Raw genomic sequence first — 18107 nt, forward strand, 5'->3', positions numbered from 1 at the left:
TAAAGAGACAATCTTTGATAATCTATTTAAAAGAATGATAAAACATCAACATATTGGTTGGAAATCTATTGTAGTGCCTAAGTAAGTAACTCGATAAACATTTATTGGCGTTTGAAATTTGGATATGATGAAAAACTATTCTTTGCTCCAAGTAGTACCCTCTTTGCTATCTTTAAGTTTTATGCCGATTTGCTGCAGACCAATCCTAATTTTATCAGAAGTTGCATAATCCTTATTCTCTTTGGCTTCGGTTCTTAACTGGATAACCATATCTAACACTTCCTTTAAATTGCCACTATCATTGCTTTCGTCTTTAAGCCCAAGTACATCGAACACGAAATTTTGTACCAGCTCTTTAAGTTTATTTAAGCCTTCGGCCGATATGTTTGCCTTGCCATCGTAAATGTTGTTAATCATTCTAACGGCCTCGAAAAGTTCTGCAATAAGCACGGGGCTGTTAAAATCATCATTCATGGCCAGTAAGCAACGAGTTTTCAAGGCATCGAAATCAAAAGAATTTTCACCAGAAACCGATAACTTATCTATTAAAGTTACTGCTGCCATTAACCTTTTAAATCCTTTTTCTGATGCTTCTAAAGCTTCGTTAGAAAAATCTAGGGTGCTGCGGTAATGTGCTTGCAGCATAAAGAATTTAACCGTCATCGGGCTGTAGCCCTTTTTTAATAATAGGTGGTTGCCCGTAAACAATTCTTCTGGCAAGAATCCGTTGCCGGCAGATTTAGACATTCTTACGCCATTTACGGTAAGCATATTGGTATGCATCCAATATTTTGCAGGCTGAGTATGGTTGCAAGCTTCGCTTTGCGCAATTTCATTGGTGTGGTGCGTTGCCGCTAAATCCATTCCACCGCCGTGTATGTCAAATTCGGCTCCCAAATATTTTTCGCTCATGGCAGAGCATTCTATGTGCCAACCCGGAAAACCCAAGCCCCACGGCGAAGGCCACTGCATCAATGTTTCTGGCTTTGCTTTTATCCAAAGTGCAAAATCTAACCGACCATGTTTTTCATCTTGTCCGCCAAGCTCGCGCGTGTTGGCGTACATGTCTTCTAAGTTTCTATTGGTAAGGATGGTATAGTTGTACTTTTCGCTGTATTTTTTCACGTCAAAATAAACCGTTCCATTAATCTCGTAGGCATATCCGTTGGAGATAATCAACTTTATCATCTCAATTTGCTCTAAAATATGCCCTGTGGCTGTTGGCTCTATGCTTGGCGGCAGTGTGTTGAACATGCGCAACACCTCGTGGAAACCGAGTGTATACTTTTGCACAATCTCCATCGGTTCTAGCTGCTCTAATTTGGCGCGTTTAGCAAATTTATCGTCGCCTTCATCTCTATCGCCCTCTAAATGACCTGCATCGGTAATGTTTCGAACATATCTAACCTTATAGCCCAAATGGCTTAAATACCTAAAAATAAGGTCGAAAGAAACGAATGTACGGCAGTTGCCCAAATGCACATCGCTATAAACCGTAGGGCCGCAAACATACATGCCAACACCAGGCGCATGTAGGGGTACAAATTGCTCTTTTTTTCGCGTTAACGTGTTGTATAGGTGTAGGCCATTATCCATGCGGCAAAGATATGAAATAAGGAGAATGTATTTAACACTGGCCTATCAATAACAAATCTCAACCAGCAATGCCAATTGAGATTTTCAGTTTAAAATTGATTAGTTTGATGTTAATCTTTCAACTTGTTTTTAAATACTTTTTCTAACTTTTTTAACTTCGGCAAGATAACCAACCGGCAATAAGGCGCAGAGCCATTCTTGTTGTAATAGTCTTGATGATAGTTTTCTGCCACGTAGAAAGGTTTAGCTGGTTCGATTACGGTAACAATCTTTTTGCCCAACGCATTAATTTTGTTAAGGCGTGCCAAATAACTTTGGGCAGTAGTTTTCTGCTCTGGCGTATTGTAAAAAATAACCGAGCGATATTGTGTTCCTTCATCTGCCCCTTGGCGATTTAAGGTTGTAGGATCATGACTTTTCCAAAAAACCTCTAATAAATCGGTGTAGCTTATTTTTGCAGGATCGAAGGTAATTTGGCTTACCTCTGCATGGCCTGTAGCGCCACTACAAACTTCTTCGTAAGTAGGGTTTGCCAAGGTGCCGCCTTCATAACCAGATTTAACAGAAATAACACCCTTTAGTTTTTGGAAAATTGCTTCTGTGCACCAAAAACATCCCATGCCGAATGTGGCTTTTTCAGTCTTTTTGTTTTGTGCTTTTAGGTTGTTAATGGCTAATAGTGATATTAAAATTAAAATTATCTTTTTCATGTATGTATGTTTATATGCAGACATCCTTACTTAAATGGATGTTCACTTAATTTAAGCAAATTACCGACCTAAAATTCAGAAACTGTGATGGTTTTAATTTTATGACATTGTGTAGATTACATGAATTACCGGTTCTGCAGATGTTAGCAACCTAACCGTTTGTTTGTTACTACGTTGTAAGTTTTGGGAGCTTCTGTAACGCTATTTGTGCGTAATTCTTAGTAAATTCGTTATTTAAGAAAATAAAATATGAGCACTCCATATATCCCCTGTTTAGATTTAGGCGCATACATTAACGGCAGCGAAACCGAAAGGAAGAAATTTTCTGATGATTTGGGTCGAGCTTTTAACGATTCTGGTTTTGCAACCATTACCAACCACGGCTTAAGTCAGGATTTAATAGAAGAGCTTTATAGAAATGTTAAAGCAGCATTTGCTTTACCCGTAGAAACAAAACGGAAATACGAAAAAGTTGAATTAGCTGGGCAGCGAGGATATACGAGCGCCGGGAAAGAAACAGCCAAAGGTGCTAAAACGCCAGATTTAAAAGAGTTTTGGCAAATTGGCCAAGAGGTTACTGATGGAGACGTTGTTAAGACACAATATCCAGATAATGAAGTATTGGAAGAATTGCCAGATTTTAACAAGGTTACCATGCAGGTGTATAAAAAACTTGAAGAAAATGGCGCTTATTTATTAGAGGCTATTGCGACGTATTTAACTTTGCCCTTAAATTATTTCGATGCCTTTGTGCATAACGGCAACTCTATTTTACGTGGCATTCATTATTTCCCGATTGAAAATCCCGAAATTATGCCTGCCGATGCGGTTAGGGCGGGTGCTCACGAAGACATTAATTTAATTACGTTATTAATTGGCGCAAGCGCCGATGGTTTAGAGGTATTAACAAGAGGTAACGAATGGTTGCCGATTAAAGCTGCACATACAGATATTGTGGTAAATGTGGGCGATATGCTGCAAAGATTAACCAACAATAAATTAAAGTCGACAACCCACAGGGTGGTAAATCCGCCGCGCGAGCTGATGAAAACTTCGCGTTTTTCGGTGCCGTTTTTCCTACATCCAAAAAGCGAAATGGATTTGGCCAGTTTGCCGAACACCATTGATGCCGAACATCCAAAAATCTATACCGATATGACTGCAGGCGAGTATTTGGACGAGCGATTGAAAGAAATAGGGTTGAAGAAATAGGTGGGAGGTTTTATAGAAAAATCACTATTTAACTATTTCCTTCTGCCATTTCAATCAATTTTTTTGTAGTTTTCCAATTACGTGTGGTAGCGCCAACTTTTAGCTTTGCTTCTAAAAAAGTGTTGTGAAGCTTTGTTTTTCCGTAGCCATTGGGGCAGTATAGATAAATGGCGTCATCCGCGAAAGCGATAATTTCATCGTCTTGCTTCTTTTGTTCGATAAGCTCTAACGAATATTGTTCGGGTTTTCCAGCTAAAAACGTCACATGAAAAAACGCCTCATTTTTGGCTGCATCTTTTAAGAATGGATTGTTTGCAATAATTTTTTTTAATTTTTGCACAGAAAGCACAAAAACAGGCACTTCGAATTCAAACTCTTTTTTTATTTGTGTCGATATGCTTTCGGCAATCTTTTTTTCGCTGTGCTCTTCTGCCCGAAATACCACATTACCGCTTTGTATATAACTCGAAACTTTATCGTAACCAAGCTTTTCGTACAGTGTACGCAGCGCTTCCATCTTTATAATTTTATGACCGCTTACGTTAATTCCGCGAAGCATGGAAATGTAGGTTTGCATAGTTAATTCATTTTAATTGCCTATAGACTGAGGTTGAGGTTAGGGAGCTCATTTCAACTTATCCCGATACAAAGAAATACAACGCTTAAATAAATCCAAAGTAACGAAAAAACAATGTGCATGATTGTTTCAAAGGTCTTTCCTTTCCACAAGTCTTCGGAGTAGCCAAAAAATTGGATAAAAAGTCTTATTCCCCAAAATAGACCGAGGCCTAATGCTATTTTTTTACCAAGATTGGTTTGGATAAGTTCGCTTGCTGAGGTTAAACAGAGCAAGCCCATTAAAAAAACTATCAGCGCGATAAAAAAAGTATGTACCGTCATCATTTGTCTGTTTACCAAACTCAACGATTTAAGTTCTACTTTCCAATTAAAAAACTTAGGAAAAACGACGTGAATTAACGCCAACAGAATTAAAAGGACGCCAATTATTTTAAGTTGAAATTCCATTTTAACTAAGCGCTACAATTAAATACAGACATAAATGGGGTAAATTTGGTTTCGTTAAAAGAAGTAAAACCAGCTTTCTTGAAAGCCATTTGCCAGGTAGAACGAGAAAAGAAGTGTGTAAATCCAACGGAGAAAGCAACGAAATTTGGGAAATCTCTCAAATGTTCAACCATAATTACTTTGCCATTTTGTTTGCAAACGCGATGGCACTCTTTTAAAAACTGAATTTTTTCTGCATCAGCTCTTATTTCATGCGCAGCAGACAAAAGGAAAACAACATCAACCGAATTATCTTTTAACGGTATTGAATTGGATGTTATTTGCTGTGTGTTAGGATAGACTAAACTTACTTTTCGGGCCCTTACAATTGCCGGTTCTGTGTGTCTTTTTGCATCGTAAAAATCATAAACTTTTAAATCAGATTTTGGGAAATGTTTTTTAATGATAAAGCTAGTTTCATCAAAGCCGGCATTAATGTTAAGGAATTGGTTTGTACCCGAATCCACAATTGAGTATTTCTTTAACCAGCGGAAATCATAATAACCAGAAAAATCATACACGTAAGCAGATACAATTAAGGGCATAATTAAGCCATAACTAAATGCGGCTATAATTATCCAAAGTAAAAGAATAGACCAACCAAAGCATGTAAAGCTAGCTATAATTAAGGCCAGAACAATTAGCCCTATTATGTAAAAGTGTCTATTAAAACTTAAAATATTTAATACTCCTTGAAATGGCTTCCTTTTTATTTCCATCGTTCAGTTTTACCTTTCTTCCAATAATATGGAATATTTTTAATTACAAAGGCATTTGCTAAGCAAGAGTTTTGCAGGTTCAAAGAATCTAGAAACTCAAAATGGAAATCTATAATTTTTACCGGCGCAGGAGTCCAGTTTTCTCTAACACCTTCAATTACCAACACCTCTTTTGTGTTTTCGTTGTAAGTAAAAGTAAAAGGCAACGGTCCCGCAAATCTTCTTGCTTCTTTCCAATCGGCGAATGGGGAGTTTTCCGGCAGCGCAATTTCGGCGTCTGTCTTTTCTACAGAGATTTTAAAGTTGGATTTAATCGAATTTATTTCCGTAGTGTTTGGTTTTTCTATCTGATTAATGTCTGTTGTTGTATAGTTGTAATGGGTAAAAATATTCCCCACAATTTCCATTTTCTTTTTATTTGTTTCTGATTTTAAAATGTACAAACCACGCAAATTTTTGCCGGCCTTATTTTTATAGCGGACGAATATGCGATAACCAATCAAAAAGAAATCGTTACCCATAAATTTGGGTAATCCCTTTGGACGCAAATCTTTTGTTTGAACCATCGCGATGGCTATAAACGCCCATTTGCCTTGGAAGGTATCGAGGACTAAACATTCGGGAATGAGGTTTTCGAGCTGCTCTTTCGGCACTGCGAAGGTTAAAACTAGCGAACTTTCGAAAAAGGCTTCAACGGCAAATGGATGATTTTTTAAGAAGTTCATTCAGTCTCGAGCTTTAGATTCTTATTCAACACAAATTCGTTGTAGAAAATAAGTGCTATAAAGATAACGGCAAATGCAGCGTTTAGTTTGCCCCAAAGTAATAAGTCTGGCACAAGAAAAAACTCCATTGTATTCATAGTTGCTATCACTACCATTTGAGAAATGGCATTCAATTTAGACTTATAACTTGTCAAAATCCAAACAGCCATAATTATTTCCGAAATTCCAATAACGATGGTTAACGGACGAGCGTATTCATCTCCCAAAATCCTTGCAACTATCTGCTCATGCCGCGGAACGAGATTTAAAACTTTGCAGAATAGTCCGTTTACCAGCCAAACCGCCGCAATTAAAATGCTTAAAGTTTTATGAATGATTTGACTTTTCATTTATTTGGAGCTTGTATTTTCTAAAAATGCCATGTTTATTACTAACCTCATGTAAAGATTTTTGGTTAAGGCAGTAAGCGTTATTTAATTTAGGCTTTCCTTACAAATTCAGATTTTAAAGCCATAGAACCAAACCCATCAATCTTACAATCAATATTATGGTCGCCATCTGTTAAGCGAATGTTTTTTACTTTTGTTCCTGCTTTAATAGGTTTCGGAGCGCCTTTTACGGGCAAGTTTTTTATGATGATAACCGAATCCCCATTAGTTAGTTCGTTCCCATTTGAGTCGAGTATTTTTAGTAGAACACCGTCTTCAACACGTTCGTTCGCATCCCATTCATTGCTACATTCTGGACAAGCGTATTTCCCTTCTCCTACACCATATCCGTAAGGTGAGGAACATTTTGGACAAGGCTTCATTTCTTCTGACATATTTTATTTCTATTTTTAAGTAGGTCCTGCAAAGGAGTAAATTTTATCCGAAAAAGCAACCGTGATTATCTTTATCTATAATTTCTATTAGTTTTTCTAAGTTCTTAGATTTTGGGAATGGCTCATAAAGTTCCCATTTTCCACTTGCTCGCATCCAATATAAATTCCATTCTTCTTTCGATTTATAAAATCTAATCTTCGCAATCATTGGATGTATTATTTTATCAGGCATTAAATAAACCGGTCTGATTTCAAAGAAGATAGCTACCTGTCCGTCGTAGGAGTAACCGAAATCTAATTTCGCACGCATTTCTAAATCATCCGGGCGTTTAGAATCTGCGTATTTTTTTATGATTGCTTCGTTTGCGTCGATTGCGTTTTTAGTCATTTTATTAGGTTTTTGCTTCTTACAGCCGTTTTTTGAAGTGGAAAGGAGTTAACTTATTCGAAACGTATAATGAGAAAATATTCTTATTTCGTTCGTTTCATTTTTGGCGGATTTTGCAGAGTGTCAAAAACGTCGGCGATTTTACTGAACCCGTTTTCTTTGTCAACAGAATAAATCAATTTGTAATTCTGGAAAACCAAATATCAATATTGAATTTCTCTATCCTCAAGTAGCTCTTCCATTTGGCCAATCTAAGGTGTTTTTGTTAATCTTTTAGGTGTGTTATTAATTCCCTTGATTTTTTTGTAGCTACTTCAGGATTTACAAATTCTGCCGTAAAACTGAAAAATTTCTTCTTATTGACTTTCTGCAAATTCAGGCCAAATAATTTGGCTAGAAGCTCTGCACTCATTTTATATTTATTATTGCGGAAATCAGACTCCGATTGATCAATTCTTTCATTGAATTCTTCGGTAATATGCTCAAATACTCGCACATCAATAGTTGGTTTTTCCTTTTGCAATATTGTTTCAAGTAGAGAAAAGACTTCCTCACTTTGAAGGTTTAAAAATTCTTGCACAAATTCAATTTTTCGTGCTTATAAATTCATCTCAATCTGCTTTTTATCAAAATATGGTCAGTTATCAAATTCCGTAGTGCTTTTAATCTTTTCGCTGTCCCCAGTTTATTGCCAAATTTTCTTCGGGTTTACAATTCAGTTTTTTGCGATGAAATTCATTAGCGTACTTATAGATTACTTTTGTGGAGAGGTAAATCCACCGCATTTAACTTCGAGATGCAGAAGGGCGAAGATTTATAAGAGCGAGCTTTTCTGTCAGTTCCAACTTATTTTCTTCCTGATTATTTTAGTTCCAAATTTCGTTTTTTTCCGTTAAAATAATTGGGGTATTGTCTGTAACGATAATGGTGTGTTCATGTTGCGCCATAAAGCCACCTTTATTTCCTACCATTGTCCAACCATCGTTTAGTGTTTCGGCGTACGTAGATGTTGTTGATATAAACGTCTCAATGGCGACAACACTATTTTTCTTAAATCTTGTCAAATTATATTTGTCTTTAAAGTTTGCAATTTCGGCTGGTGCTTCGTGCAAACTTCTCCCTACTCCGTGCCCAGTTAAATTCTTAATTACTTTGTAGCCACGTTTCTTTGCTTCAGTTTCAATCAGATGCCCGAGTTCAGAGATTCTAACGCCACCCTTTATGTGGTTTATTGCTTTGTGTAAAATATCTTTCGAGGCGTCAACAAGTTTTTGATGTCCGTTCTTGTCTTCGCCAACCACAAAAGAAGCACCATTGTCTGACCAGAATCCGCCTAATTCTGCTGAAACATCAATATTAATTAAATCGCCTTCTTTCAGTATCTTTTCTGCTGATGGTATGCCGTGACAAAATTCGTTGCCAAGGCTAATGCAAGTCCAACCCGGAAATTTATAAGTCATAAATGGAGCAGAATTTGCACCAAAATCTTTTAAAATACTAGCACCATAATCATCAAGTTCTTTGGTAGACAAACCCGGCCGTGCGAAATCCCTCATTTCTTTAAGCGTATAAGCAACGGCGTCACTTATATTCTTCATTCCAATTAATTCTGATTCTGTTGTGATTGACATAATTGTTTATTAGTCGTTGTTGTTTTTAGCTGAGCGCTAACCTTTGCGGGTGTCAACTTGTGTCAAAGTTACACATCATAAGTTTAAATAAAAACAGGTTAATTAGGAGAGAATTAGTGTTGGCTGCGGTAGCGAGATGAAGAAAGATCTTTTTGGGTAACTGAAACGGTTAAGGTCTCGAAGAGCGAACTAGCCGTGCAGTTGAGCTTATTTTTCGCCATAGGGAGTGAAATTTATGTCATACCCATAAGGTTCGTTTTTTGGTGGTTTGACTGCTTCAGTAATATAAATTTCAACTTTGTCGTATGGAGTGAAACCGATTTGTTTGCCGATGCTAAAAAAGATGTCAGCTGCCTCTTGATCAACTGTCGCCCAAATCTTTACTCCAACGTATGCTGGGCCTGGTCGACAAGAATGGCTGTCAATAAGGTCTCCTACTTCACAATTGCCAATGACTGTGAAGTGTTTAAAAGGTGTTGAGGTTTTACCGTATCGTAATTTTAGTTTCCAGTTTTTTAAATCCATGTCCGAATATATTTAAATGCCAATATACCAGCCGTCCAATTAAAGTGGTAGTTGTAACAGGAGTTCCACATCTTTTTGTTTCAATCATTATGTCTTGAATATTCATTTTTCTTCACATGGTTGCAACCCTTTTTGAAATTTTGGTTGATTGGTGGCTTGAAACTTATTTTAAATTTACCTTCTGTCGTCGTGCATTCGGACTAAATTATTTCTTCTAGATCCTATCCATTTATTTCTACGTATTTTTCAGCGTATTACTTGTGCAGTCTCTGGTTCCAAAAAATCTGCGGCTGTGTCTTAACCCCACTAAACTTAGTGAAAAGTGATGAAGGAAGCACAAGCAGTTTTCTCAAAATTCATTAAGTCTATGGTTAGCGTTATTTTTGGTGCTAGGTTGCACATATATTCAATATAATTGTTTTTTTGTCGGCAAGAAAACCTATGAATAGGTACTGGTCTTCTTGATTAACTATATGCCGAGTAAAGCCATCTATTATTTGTTCAGTTTTAATAGTTCCCATTACTTTAATTAATTCTTCAGACATCGTAATGTCATCCTGCGTGATTTTTGAAATACGGGTATCTTTGCTCAATTCATTTAGCAGTTTAAGATAGTCGCCTTTCGAAAGTTCGATTAGTGATGCAGAACAGTAATCGCCGTGAAAATCAGGGTAGGACGTCTCTTTACGAATAATGGTCGTAGATTTCGGAGCTTCTCTCAATGTTACTTCTTTAAATTCGGAGAGATAAAAACTACTTGTTGGATAAATTGCTGTATAGGTAGAATAAATTAAAAAAAATGAAAATGCTAAAATGAAGCTCAGTCCGAATATTCTATACCCTTTATTTGTCAACCACTTGTATAGTCGATAAAGAAGAAAATACGGTATGGCTAATAGTAAGAAAATTAGTAAAAGTGTCGCAAGAATAAACATAAAAGTACCGATATTTATATACTAAGTAGTGGTGGGGTAAAATTAGCCTTAGCCATTTGTGGGTTTGTAATTTTTTCTATTTATAATTTAATTCTCGTCTTTCGGTTTGTATCTCTCGTAAAAATCCCCTGTTCCTTTAGCGTCAAGCCTCCCTACAGTAACTCGCATTGAACTTTTAGATAATTCAATTCCTGGGCATAAATGATGATGTTCTCTAGCTCCAATCGGCAGATATTTGTTTTCTACTTTTTCTTGGTTTAGGTCAGCAATTTCTATTAGCAGTTTTGCGAGTGACTTTAGCCCTTCTGGATTTCCGTGTATCAATACTTCGTCCCAATTTTTGATTTCTCCATCTTCTTCGTCTTTATTATGAGAAATAAACACATCTAAATGACCTTTAATTTCATTCCCTTTTACATGCTTATATTTCATTGCTTTTTCAGTTTAATTCTGCGCTAAATTAGGTTTGTTACTGAATATTTTCAATCTTTTTTCTCGGAAAGAATAATCGATTACGGGAACAATAAAAAACTTTTTTTGAATTTAATTAACTTCCTAAACACCCTCAAACCTTTCCCAAAACCCATCCACTGGCAACTTCGCCAAAATGTCTATGGGTTCTTTTTTTACTGGATGGATGAACTGTAATCGCCTTGCGTGCAAACAAATGCTTCCTTTTCTGCTTCCTCGTGGATAACCGTATTTGTTGTCGCCTACAATGGGGCAGCCCAAACTAGAAAGTTGCACCCTGATTTGGTGCGATCTACCTGTTAATGGGTTAACCTGGAGCAGGTAATAATCGCCGAGTTTGGTAAGCAATTTATAAGACAATTCTGCATGCTGACTTCCCTTAACTTCTTTGGCATAAGCGCTTACCACATTTTTCTGTTGATTTTTTAACAACCAATGGTTTAGCGTACCAGTGGTTGGGTTCGGCTGGTTTCGAACTACCGCCCAATAGGTTTTAGTTATTTCTCTTCCTTTAAAAAGTTCGTTCATTCTTACCAAAGCCTTACTTGTTTTGGCAAAAATAATTACACCACTAACCGGACGATCTAAACGATGGATGACGCCTAAGAAAGCTTCGTTTGGTTTATTGTATTTGTTGGCGAGAAAAACTTTTAATTGTTGCTCTAAAGATTCATCTCCAGTTTCATCTATCTGTACAAGATCTCCCGCCCGTTTGTTCACGGCAATAAGGTGGTTGTCTTCAAAAAGAATGTCTTTCTCTGTAATTGGCATTTAATATTGTTCTTTTTCGGTGGGGAAGTCGTTGCTTTATTGCGTTTAAATAAGCGCATGTAAATAATCAGCTGATTCTTTAAGGCCATTCCTTCTAAATCTATCCAAAATCTCGAATTCATCCAAATTTGGATTAGTCCTATTTAACACTAGCGCTCGAAAAGCTTCGAGCGCTAGTTCGTTGTTAAGGTCGATAGTATCAGTAATAAAGTCATCCGCACTTTTCGCGGTTAAACCAAATCTACCAAGATAATCTTTAGGAAAATCCTTAATATTATTGGTAACTATGATGTTTGCATTGGTTTTAATAGCAGCTGCTAGTACATGTCTGTCTTTTTCATCGGGTAACTCCAGCGAGTTAATCAGTGGTTCATAGTTCTTAACATGCGCATCGGGGAAAGCACGTTGAGCTTTGTCCACTCTTTTCGTTATCTCCTCATCACCAATTCCTTTACGTTTCATAACATCTTCCCACTCATTAAAAATGTGATTGCTCCATTTAGGTGTAAAAAGATCGTAAGATGCGAACCAGAAAAGAAGGTCTCTGATATCAATCGGATAAATGACATTGGTATCAAGCACACATGTAAATCTGACGCTATGAATCATATAATTCTGCTTCTTCGTCGGCCTTCATAATTTCCATCAACAACCTACGCTGTTCGGCTTTCATTTTCTTTTTATAATCAATTAAATCTTGATACTTGATTCTTCTATGTTTACCAATTTTGGTAAAGTTAATGTTGCCATTTTCAAGCAGTTTAATTACATGCGGCCTAGAACATCCTAAAAGTTCTGCCGCAGCTTGAGTAGTAAGTTCTGTCGCGATGGGAACGATGGATATTGGTTTGCCCTGACTAGTCGCTTTTAGAATTTTAGCTAGAAGGCGTAAGGCTTTCAACGGAATCTTGATTCTTTCGTTCGTTTCCTCAATTTCGATTTCAGGATTTTCTGAATGAATTTGTTCGAGCATAGCGGAAAGTGCATCATAAGAAACTATAGCAGCTTTTTGTTCTTCTTTCGAAGGTTTTTCTAAATCTTCAATACCGTTCATGTAAACTTTTATTAGATAGTTTATTACAAATAAACGAAAAATTCGAAAAATTGTTTCGTTTATTTCGATTATAAATCAAATTAAGTGAGTTAAAATTTAATTCATAAAGATTTATTTCTAATTTCAAAATCTCCGGAACGCTCTGTAACTGGCATTTAATATTGTTCTTTTTCGTTGGGGAAGTCGTTGCTTTTTACGTCTTTGATGTACGCTTGCGCAGCGCTAGAAATTTCCTCGTACAGGTTGATGTATTGACGCAAAAACCTCGGCTTAAACCCTTTGGTCAATCCAATCATGTCGTTTACCACCAATACTTGTCCATCGCAATGCGGGCCAGCGCCAATGCCAATAGTGGGTATTTGGATGCTTTCTGAAACTACTTTGGCCAATGTAGCGGGAATTTTTTCTAAAACTACGGCAAAACAGCCAGCATTTTGTAAAACCATGGCATCTGTTTTTAACTTGTTTGCTTCTTCTTCTTCCTTCGCGCGGACGGTGTAAGTGCCGAATTTGTAAATAGATTGGGGGGTTAAGCCCAGGTGCCCCATTACGGGAATACCCGCGGTAATGATGCGTTGAACAGAATCTATTACTTCTTCGCCACCTTCTAATTTTACGCCATGTGCACCAGATTCTTTCATAATTCTGATGGCAGAATTTAAGGCTTCTTTAGAGTTTCCTTGGTATGATCCAAAAGGTAAATCTACCACCACAAAAGCGCGTTTTACCGCCCTAATTACAGAAGAAGCATGGTAAATCATTTGATCTAGGGTAATGGGTAAAGTGGTTTCGTGTCCAGCCATTACATTAGATGCCGAGTCTCCCACCAATAGAACATCTAAACCAGCATCATCTAAAATGGTGGCCATAGAAAAATCGTAAGCGGTAAGCATGGCGATTTTCTCGCCGCTTTGCTTCATCTCTTGTAAAATATGGGTGGTTACTCTTTTAACTTCTTTGTGTACAGACATGGCTCGGTTGCTTTTTTGTAACTCAAAAGTAGGTTATTTCTTTTAGAAATGATTTTTGTCAATTGAAAGAATAACATTGCTTTTTCTACTATTATCCTGAACCGGGACGGTTCAAATGTTTATAGAATATAAATTTAGAAGACCGTACGACCCCGTGGGGTCGAATAACATCGTGTAAATCCATTTCCATCAATGTTCGATTCCGCCGGGATTTCGAACAGTAAAATATGTAGAAAATTGTGATAATTGGAACGGTCCAATATTTATAGTCCATATATTTAGCGAAATGTGCGACCCCGCCGGGGTCGAATACTTATAGTGCCAATAGTGTGACATTACATGCGACCCCGACAGGGTCGAATTTCATATCGCACAACAATTTCTATAGACATTTAATCCCTCCGGGATTACGAACGGTAGAATATGTAAGGAGAAAACTAGGAGAACCAGAACGGTTCAAATATTTATAGTCCATAGATTTCGAAAAATGCATGATTCCGTTGGTGGTCGAATTTCACATTGCACAATAAACCTATAAGCATTTAATCCCCCGGGATTACGGGCGCTAGCTTAAATATTAAATACAATTGAAATAAAGCCTAAAAAGAACGGCTCAAATATTTATAGTCCGTGGATTTATTAAATGTGCAATCCCAACGGGAGAATCGCAGATGCATTAAAAATATGAGAGGCAATCCTCCTCTCTTAGGCGGGGGAGCGCAGACCGGGATGTTTAATTAACGACTAAATTATCAATAGTTAATTATAGACTAATTCTCGATAACGCAGCACAGGTAGTATGTTTTGATTGCGAAAGCGCGCGCTAACAATCGACGAGGCATCCTTTTATCGGCCTTTTCGGCGGATAAAAGATACAGTCCCGCACGTGCGCGAAGCCCGTCCCGATTTTGATTCGGGATTAAAGCGCCCAAAAGATCCGTTTAATCTGCTAAAAAAGCAACTATCTAACGCCAACAGAGACTACTTTAAAAACCATTTCAAACAATTCTTTTAATTTTTAAAACAATAGCCTATCTTTGTATCCCGAAATGGAAGGGACTTGTTCTACGTTTTTTACCCTTAGTAAAAACAACTTATTTAGTTGTTGCCCTCCGTATTTTTTATCTTTTTTCAAATCCCCATTTATTTTACTGGAATGACTAACTACACCAAGTTACCTGCTGTTTTATTGCTTGCCGATGGAACTGTTTTTCAAGGCAAAGCTGCCGGAAAAATCGGAACTACTACCGGAGAAATCTGCTTTAATACCGGTATGACGGGTTATCAAGAGATTTTTACAGATCCTAGTTACTTTGGGCAAATTATGGTAACCACCAATAGCCACATTGGTAACTATGGTATCCAAAAAGAGGAAATCGAATCTGAATCTATAAAGATTTCGGGGCTTGTTTGCAAGAACTATAACATTGTTTACAGCAGAAAACAAGCTACAGAATCTATACAAGACTATTTTGAGCACGACAATCTTGTAGCGATTTCTGACATAGACACGCGCGCTTTGGTGAGCCATATTAGAGACAAGGGCGCTATGAACGCCATTATTTCCTCTGAGATTACAGACATTGAAGAGTTGAAGAGAAGATTGGCCGAAGTGCCATCTATGGACGGCTTGGAATTGTCTTCTAAAGTAAGCACCAAAGAGCCTTATGTTTTCGGCGACCCGAATGCAGCTTTAAAAGTTGCCGCTTTAGATCTAGGTATTAAAAAGAATATTTTGCGCAGCTTTGAAAGTAGGGGCGTTTATGTAAAGGTTTTCCCTGCAAAAACTAGTTTTGCAGAAATGGAAAAATTTAACCCAGATGGTTATTTTATTTCTAATGGACCTGGTGATCCAGCGGTTATGCCTTACGCGGTAGAAACCTTGAATGACATTTTAGCTGTCAATAAACCTATGTTTGGTATTTGTTTAGGCCACCAGTTGTTGGCAGAAGCAAACGGAATTGGCACCATGAAAATGTTTAACGGCCACCGTGGTCTAAATCACCCGGTAAAGAACATCATTAAAAACCATTGCGAGGTTACTTCTCAAAATCATGGTTTTGGGGTAAATGAAGACGATGTTAGAAATTCTGACAAGGTAGAAATTACCCATATAAATTTAAACGATAAATCTATAGAAGGGATACGCGTAAAGGGAAAGAAAGCATTTTCGGTGCAATATCACCCAGAATCGTCTCCCGGCCCGCATGATTCTCGTTACCTTTTCGATGATTTTGTATCGTTAATGAAGGGCGAGATTAGCTGGTAGTTGAATTTTTTCCTCCCGGGAGGATTATTTTAACGCAGCTGAAATTCATCATTTCACGACCATTTTCTTCTGATTTTTAGAAAAATTCATCCGCTATTCATTTACGCTTGTTACATTAGCCGCATGGAAACTACTAACGCCATCATTAGTGTAAAAAACCTGGTAAAAAAGTACGATGATTTTGTAGCCGTAAAAGACTTGAGTTTCGAGGTTTACGAAGGCGAAATTTTCGGCCTGCTGGGTCCAAATGGAGCTGGTAAAACCACCACGCTAGAGATTATAGAAACACTCCGAGATAAAACATCGGGCGAAATTATAGTCGATGGGTTTTCTGTTGATAAAAATCCTCAAGAAATTAAACAAATTATTGGTGTGCAACTTCAAGCGGCCGGCTATTATCCAAATTTAAACCTGATTGAGTTGATAGAACTTTTTGCTGGTTTATATGGCGCAAAGGTAAAGCCGATGGAAATGCTGGAAAAAGTAAACCTGCAAGACAAGGCAAAAGCCAAGTACAAGGCCTTGTCTGGCGGGCAAAAACAACGCTTTTCTATTGCTACTACGTTGATAAACGAACCAAAAATAATTTTTCTTGATGAACCTACTACGGGATTGGATCCGCAGGCGAGAAGAAATTTATGGGAATTGATTATCCAGATACGAGCAAGTGGAACCACTGTAGTGATTACCACGCATTACATGGATGAGGCCGAGCAGCTTTGCGATCGCGTGGCTTTTGTAGAGCGTGGCGAAATTATAGCGCTAGATACGCCAGATAACCTTATTGATCAATTGGTGGCAACCGGTTTTGAGCGCAAAAAAGAAGTAAAGCAGGCAAATTTGGAAGATGTTTTTATCAACCTTACGGGGAAAGAGTGGAGAGAATAAACCCCTAGCTCCCTACCCCTTAACCCCTAAACTGTAGCTTAACTCCAAGTATAATATGAGCAAACAAAATTTTTAGCACGCGCAATAAAAAGCATTTATGAACGATGGAAAGAAAAAGTCCCCTTCAGGGGATTTAGAAGCATATAGCAATACGACGGCCATGTTTGCCTTGGCAAAAGCGAGTTTTCGGGCAATTATGCGCAGCCCGTCGTCGGTGGTTTTTACCTTAGCCTTTCCACTTATTTTTATTTTAGTTTTTGGATTTATGGGCGGTGGTGGCACGCATGTAGAGGTGGGTATTGTGCCAGGGTCTGACCTAAACAATCCTGTTATTGCGGCAATAAAACATGCAAGTATTATAAATTTAAGTCAGGGTAAAACAGCTGCAGAATTTTCCAGCCTGTTGAACAAAGGGAATATAGATGCTTTAATTGGTGTTAATAAAAGTGCAAAAGGCGAGGGATATGATGTTAACATTTCTTATACGTCGGCGTCGATGGATAAAGGCAATATTTTAAAGTCGGTTTTAACCGGTATTCTGTACGATAAAAAACTGAAGCCCGCCGTAGCAGAATTAAAAGAACAAACCGTAACGGGTAGAGCCTACAAGACGATAGATTTCATTCTTCCAGGGCAATTGGGCTTCTCTCTGTTGGCAACGGGGGTTTTTGGTACTGCTTTCGTGTTTTTAAGCTTGAGACAAACTCTTGTGATCAAGCGGTTTTTCGCTACGCCGGTAAGGCGATCTAGTATTGTTATAGGTGAAGGTATTGCAAGGGTAGGTTTTGCGCTTTGTGGCGCAATTTTTATTATCTTGATTGGGCATTTCCTTTTTAAGTTTACCTTGATAAATGGCGTCGTCACGGTGCTGAACATGCTGGTGCTTTCTGCCATCGGGGTGATTGTATTTATGGGATTCGGATTTATTATTTCTGGAGTTGCCAAGAATGAAACCATGGTGCCGCCTATTGCAAACATGGTTACACTGCCGCAATTTCTACTTTCTGGAACGTTTTTTTCTATCGAAGCTTTTCCAACTTGGTTACGACCATTTTGCAGGATTTTACCGCTTACTTATTTAAATGATGCATTGAGAAAAGTAGCTTTCGAAGGCGCGGGCCTTTGGGACGTGAAAATGCAGATTTTAATTTTGATTATTTGGGGAATAGCCATTTACGCAGTTGCCGTTAAGGTTTTTAAGTGGGAGTAGGAGGTGAGCAAAGATAAAGGAGCAAGGATGATAGGTGGCTTAGTTGTACGTAAGTAGTGTCTAAAATTTAATGTCGTATTTTGTTCCAAAACTATTGAGTATACGGTTCAAGCTTTCCTTTAGGTCGTGGAATGACTTATAGGC

At 37.8% G+C, this 18107-nt stretch carries 22 protein-coding genes; 4 read left to right on the forward strand and 18 right to left on the reverse strand.

What is annotated here, in order from left to right:
• Positions 1-135: 135 nt before the first annotated feature.
• Both cysS and msrA read right to left on the reverse strand, forming a co-directional pair.
• The gene (gene cysS / locus ABIB40_RS19695) at positions 136-1596 is read right to left on the reverse strand and encodes a cysteine--tRNA ligase (RefSeq protein ID WP_354361474.1); all 1461 of its coding nucleotides are present in this window, start codon (positions 1594-1596) and stop codon (positions 136-138) included.
• A gap of 110 nt (positions 1597-1706) precedes the next feature.
• Entirely contained in the window at positions 1707-2306 is a 600-nt protein-coding gene (gene msrA, locus ABIB40_RS19700; protein WP_354361476.1) for a peptide-methionine (S)-S-oxide reductase MsrA, read from the reverse strand.
• Between the two features lie 249 nt (positions 2307-2555).
• Between msrA and ABIB40_RS19705 the strand changes: the two genes are divergently transcribed.
• Entirely contained in the window at positions 2556-3518 is a 963-nt protein-coding gene (locus ABIB40_RS19705) for an isopenicillin N synthase family dioxygenase (RefSeq protein WP_354361478.1), read from the forward strand.
• Between the two features lie 28 nt (positions 3519-3546).
• Here the strand turns inward: ABIB40_RS19705 and ABIB40_RS19710 are convergent, their stop codons facing one another.
• The 16 genes from ABIB40_RS19710 to panB form a co-directional block, all read right to left on the reverse strand.
• The gene (locus ABIB40_RS19710; RefSeq protein ID WP_354361480.1) at positions 3547-4095 is read right to left on the reverse strand and encodes a DUF1697 domain-containing protein; all 549 of its coding nucleotides are present in this window, start codon (positions 4093-4095) and stop codon (positions 3547-3549) included.
• Between the two features lie 53 nt (positions 4096-4148).
• Positions 4149-4544: a hypothetical protein gene (locus ABIB40_RS19715; RefSeq protein WP_354361482.1), complete on the reverse strand. Its 396-nt coding sequence runs from the start codon at positions 4542-4544 to the stop codon at positions 4149-4151.
• A 5-nt stretch (positions 4545-4549) separates the two neighbouring features.
• Positions 4550-5302: a class I SAM-dependent methyltransferase gene (locus ABIB40_RS19720; RefSeq protein ID WP_354361484.1), complete on the reverse strand. Its 753-nt coding sequence runs from the start codon at positions 5300-5302 to the stop codon at positions 4550-4552.
• Positions 5293-6027, reverse strand: a complete 735-nt coding sequence (locus tag ABIB40_RS19725) for a DUF2071 domain-containing protein (protein ID WP_354361486.1) — start codon at positions 6025-6027, stop codon at positions 5293-5295. The genes ABIB40_RS19720 and ABIB40_RS19725 overlap by 10 nt, the downstream gene beginning before the upstream one ends.
• Positions 6024-6416, reverse strand: coding sequence for a DoxX-like family protein (locus tag ABIB40_RS19730; protein WP_354361488.1), 393 nt, complete (start codon positions 6414-6416; stop codon positions 6024-6026). Before ABIB40_RS19730 ends, ABIB40_RS19725 begins: the two co-directional genes overlap by 4 nt.
• Positions 6417-6505: 89 nt before the next feature.
• The gene (locus tag ABIB40_RS19735) at positions 6506-6850 is read right to left on the reverse strand and encodes a zinc ribbon domain-containing protein YjdM (RefSeq protein WP_354361490.1); all 345 of its coding nucleotides are present in this window, start codon (positions 6848-6850) and stop codon (positions 6506-6508) included.
• 43 nt (positions 6851-6893) lie between these two features.
• Positions 6894-7238 carry a DUF3024 domain-containing protein gene (locus ABIB40_RS19740; RefSeq protein ID WP_354361492.1) on the reverse strand — a complete coding sequence of 115 codons (345 nt, stop codon included), beginning with the start codon at positions 7236-7238 and terminating at the stop codon, positions 6894-6896.
• A 265-nt stretch (positions 7239-7503) separates the two neighbouring features.
• Positions 7504-7818, reverse strand: a complete 315-nt coding sequence (locus ABIB40_RS19745) for a hypothetical protein (protein WP_354361494.1) — start codon at positions 7816-7818, stop codon at positions 7504-7506.
• A gap of 286 nt (positions 7819-8104) precedes the next feature.
• Complete coding sequence (map, locus tag ABIB40_RS19750; RefSeq protein ID WP_354361496.1) at positions 8105-8869, reverse strand: type I methionyl aminopeptidase; 765 nt, start codon at positions 8867-8869, stop codon at positions 8105-8107.
• Between the two features lie 207 nt (positions 8870-9076).
• Positions 9077-9394: a hypothetical protein gene (locus ABIB40_RS19755; RefSeq protein ID WP_354361499.1), complete on the reverse strand. Its 318-nt coding sequence runs from the start codon at positions 9392-9394 to the stop codon at positions 9077-9079.
• Positions 9395-9783: 389 nt separating this feature from the next.
• Entirely contained in the window at positions 9784-10248 is a 465-nt protein-coding gene (locus tag ABIB40_RS19760) for a hypothetical protein (RefSeq protein ID WP_354361500.1), read from the reverse strand.
• Between the two features lie 168 nt (positions 10249-10416).
• On the reverse strand, positions 10417-10761 hold the full coding sequence (locus tag ABIB40_RS19765; protein WP_354361501.1) for an Imm32 family immunity protein: 345 nt from the start codon (positions 10759-10761) through the stop codon (positions 10417-10419).
• A 123-nt stretch (positions 10762-10884) separates the two neighbouring features.
• Positions 10885-11571 carry an RluA family pseudouridine synthase gene (locus ABIB40_RS19770; protein ID WP_354361503.1) on the reverse strand — a complete coding sequence of 229 codons (687 nt, stop codon included), beginning with the start codon at positions 11569-11571 and terminating at the stop codon, positions 10885-10887.
• Positions 11572-11616: 45 nt separating this feature from the next.
• On the reverse strand, positions 11617-12153 hold the full coding sequence (locus ABIB40_RS19775) for a PIN domain-containing protein (RefSeq protein ID WP_354361505.1): 537 nt from the start codon (positions 12151-12153) through the stop codon (positions 11617-11619).
• 16 nt (positions 12154-12169) lie between these two features.
• A complete protein-coding gene (locus ABIB40_RS19780) occupies positions 12170-12625 on the reverse strand; it encodes a helix-turn-helix domain-containing protein (RefSeq protein WP_354361507.1) in 456 nt (151 codons plus the stop codon).
• A gap of 155 nt (positions 12626-12780) precedes the next feature.
• Positions 12781-13596, reverse strand: coding sequence for a 3-methyl-2-oxobutanoate hydroxymethyltransferase (gene panB / locus ABIB40_RS19785; protein WP_354361509.1), 816 nt, complete (start codon positions 13594-13596; stop codon positions 12781-12783).
• A gap of 1156 nt (positions 13597-14752) precedes the next feature.
• Here panB and carA point away from each other — a divergent pair.
• From carA to ABIB40_RS19800, 3 genes are all read left to right on the forward strand, one after another.
• Positions 14753-15865, forward strand: coding sequence for a glutamine-hydrolyzing carbamoyl-phosphate synthase small subunit (carA, locus tag ABIB40_RS19790; protein ID WP_354361511.1), 1113 nt, complete (start codon positions 14753-14755; stop codon positions 15863-15865).
• A 123-nt stretch (positions 15866-15988) separates the two neighbouring features.
• The gene (locus ABIB40_RS19795) at positions 15989-16753 is read left to right on the forward strand and encodes an ABC transporter ATP-binding protein (protein ID WP_354361513.1); all 765 of its coding nucleotides are present in this window, start codon (positions 15989-15991) and stop codon (positions 16751-16753) included.
• Between the two features lie 97 nt (positions 16754-16850).
• On the forward strand, positions 16851-17963 hold the full coding sequence (locus tag ABIB40_RS19800) for an ABC transporter permease (protein ID WP_354361515.1): 1113 nt from the start codon (positions 16851-16853) through the stop codon (positions 17961-17963).
• Positions 17964-18107: the final 144 nt, after the last annotated feature.

It is taken from the genome of Pedobacter sp. UYP30 (genome assembly GCF_040547165.1).
Classification (GTDB): Bacteria; Bacteroidota; Bacteroidia; order Sphingobacteriales; family Sphingobacteriaceae; genus Pedobacter.

Coding starts and splice junctions, on each gene's coding strand:
- ABIB40_RS19710 (WP_354361480.1), bottom strand. CDS start 4,095: ATGCAAACCTACATTTCCATGCTTCGCGGAATTAACGTAAGCGGTCAT.
- panB (WP_354361509.1), bottom strand. CDS start 13,596: ATGTCTGTACACAAAGAAGTTAAAAGAGTAACCACCCATATTTTACAA.
- msrA (WP_354361476.1), bottom strand. CDS start 2,306: ATGAAAAAGATAATTTTAATTTTAATATCACTATTAGCCATTAACAAC.
- ABIB40_RS19740 (WP_354361492.1), bottom strand. CDS start 7,238: ATGACTAAAAACGCAATCGACGCAAACGAAGCAATCATAAAAAAATAC.
- ABIB40_RS19765 (WP_354361501.1), bottom strand. CDS start 10,761: ATGAAATATAAGCATGTAAAAGGGAATGAAATTAAAGGTCATTTAGAT.
- ABIB40_RS19770 (WP_354361503.1), bottom strand. CDS start 11,571: ATGCCAATTACAGAGAAAGACATTCTTTTTGAAGACAACCACCTTATT.
- ABIB40_RS19780 (WP_354361507.1), bottom strand. CDS start 12,625: ATGAACGGTATTGAAGATTTAGAAAAACCTTCGAAAGAAGAACAAAAA.
- carA (WP_354361511.1), top strand. CDS start 14,753: ATGACTAACTACACCAAGTTACCTGCTGTTTTATTGCTTGCCGATGGA.
- ABIB40_RS19800 (WP_354361515.1), top strand. CDS start 16,851: ATGAACGATGGAAAGAAAAAGTCCCCTTCAGGGGATTTAGAAGCATAT.
- cysS (WP_354361474.1), bottom strand. CDS start 1,596: ATGGATAATGGCCTACACCTATACAACACGTTAACGCGAAAAAAAGAG.
- ABIB40_RS19715 (WP_354361482.1), bottom strand. CDS start 4,544: ATGGAATTTCAACTTAAAATAATTGGCGTCCTTTTAATTCTGTTGGCG.
- map (WP_354361496.1), bottom strand. CDS start 8,869: ATGTCAATCACAACAGAATCAGAATTAATTGGAATGAAGAATATAAGT.
- ABIB40_RS19755 (WP_354361499.1), bottom strand. CDS start 9,394: ATGGATTTAAAAAACTGGAAACTAAAATTACGATACGGTAAAACCTCA.
- ABIB40_RS19720 (WP_354361484.1), bottom strand. CDS start 5,302: ATGGAAATAAAAAGGAAGCCATTTCAAGGAGTATTAAATATTTTAAGT.
- ABIB40_RS19730 (WP_354361488.1), bottom strand. CDS start 6,416: ATGAAAAGTCAAATCATTCATAAAACTTTAAGCATTTTAATTGCGGCG.
- ABIB40_RS19795 (WP_354361513.1), top strand. CDS start 15,989: ATGGAAACTACTAACGCCATCATTAGTGTAAAAAACCTGGTAAAAAAG.
- ABIB40_RS19735 (WP_354361490.1), bottom strand. CDS start 6,850: ATGTCAGAAGAAATGAAGCCTTGTCCAAAATGTTCCTCACCTTACGGA.
- ABIB40_RS19725 (WP_354361486.1), bottom strand. CDS start 6,027: ATGAACTTCTTAAAAAATCATCCATTTGCCGTTGAAGCCTTTTTCGAA.
- ABIB40_RS19705 (WP_354361478.1), top strand. CDS start 2,556: ATGAGCACTCCATATATCCCCTGTTTAGATTTAGGCGCATACATTAAC.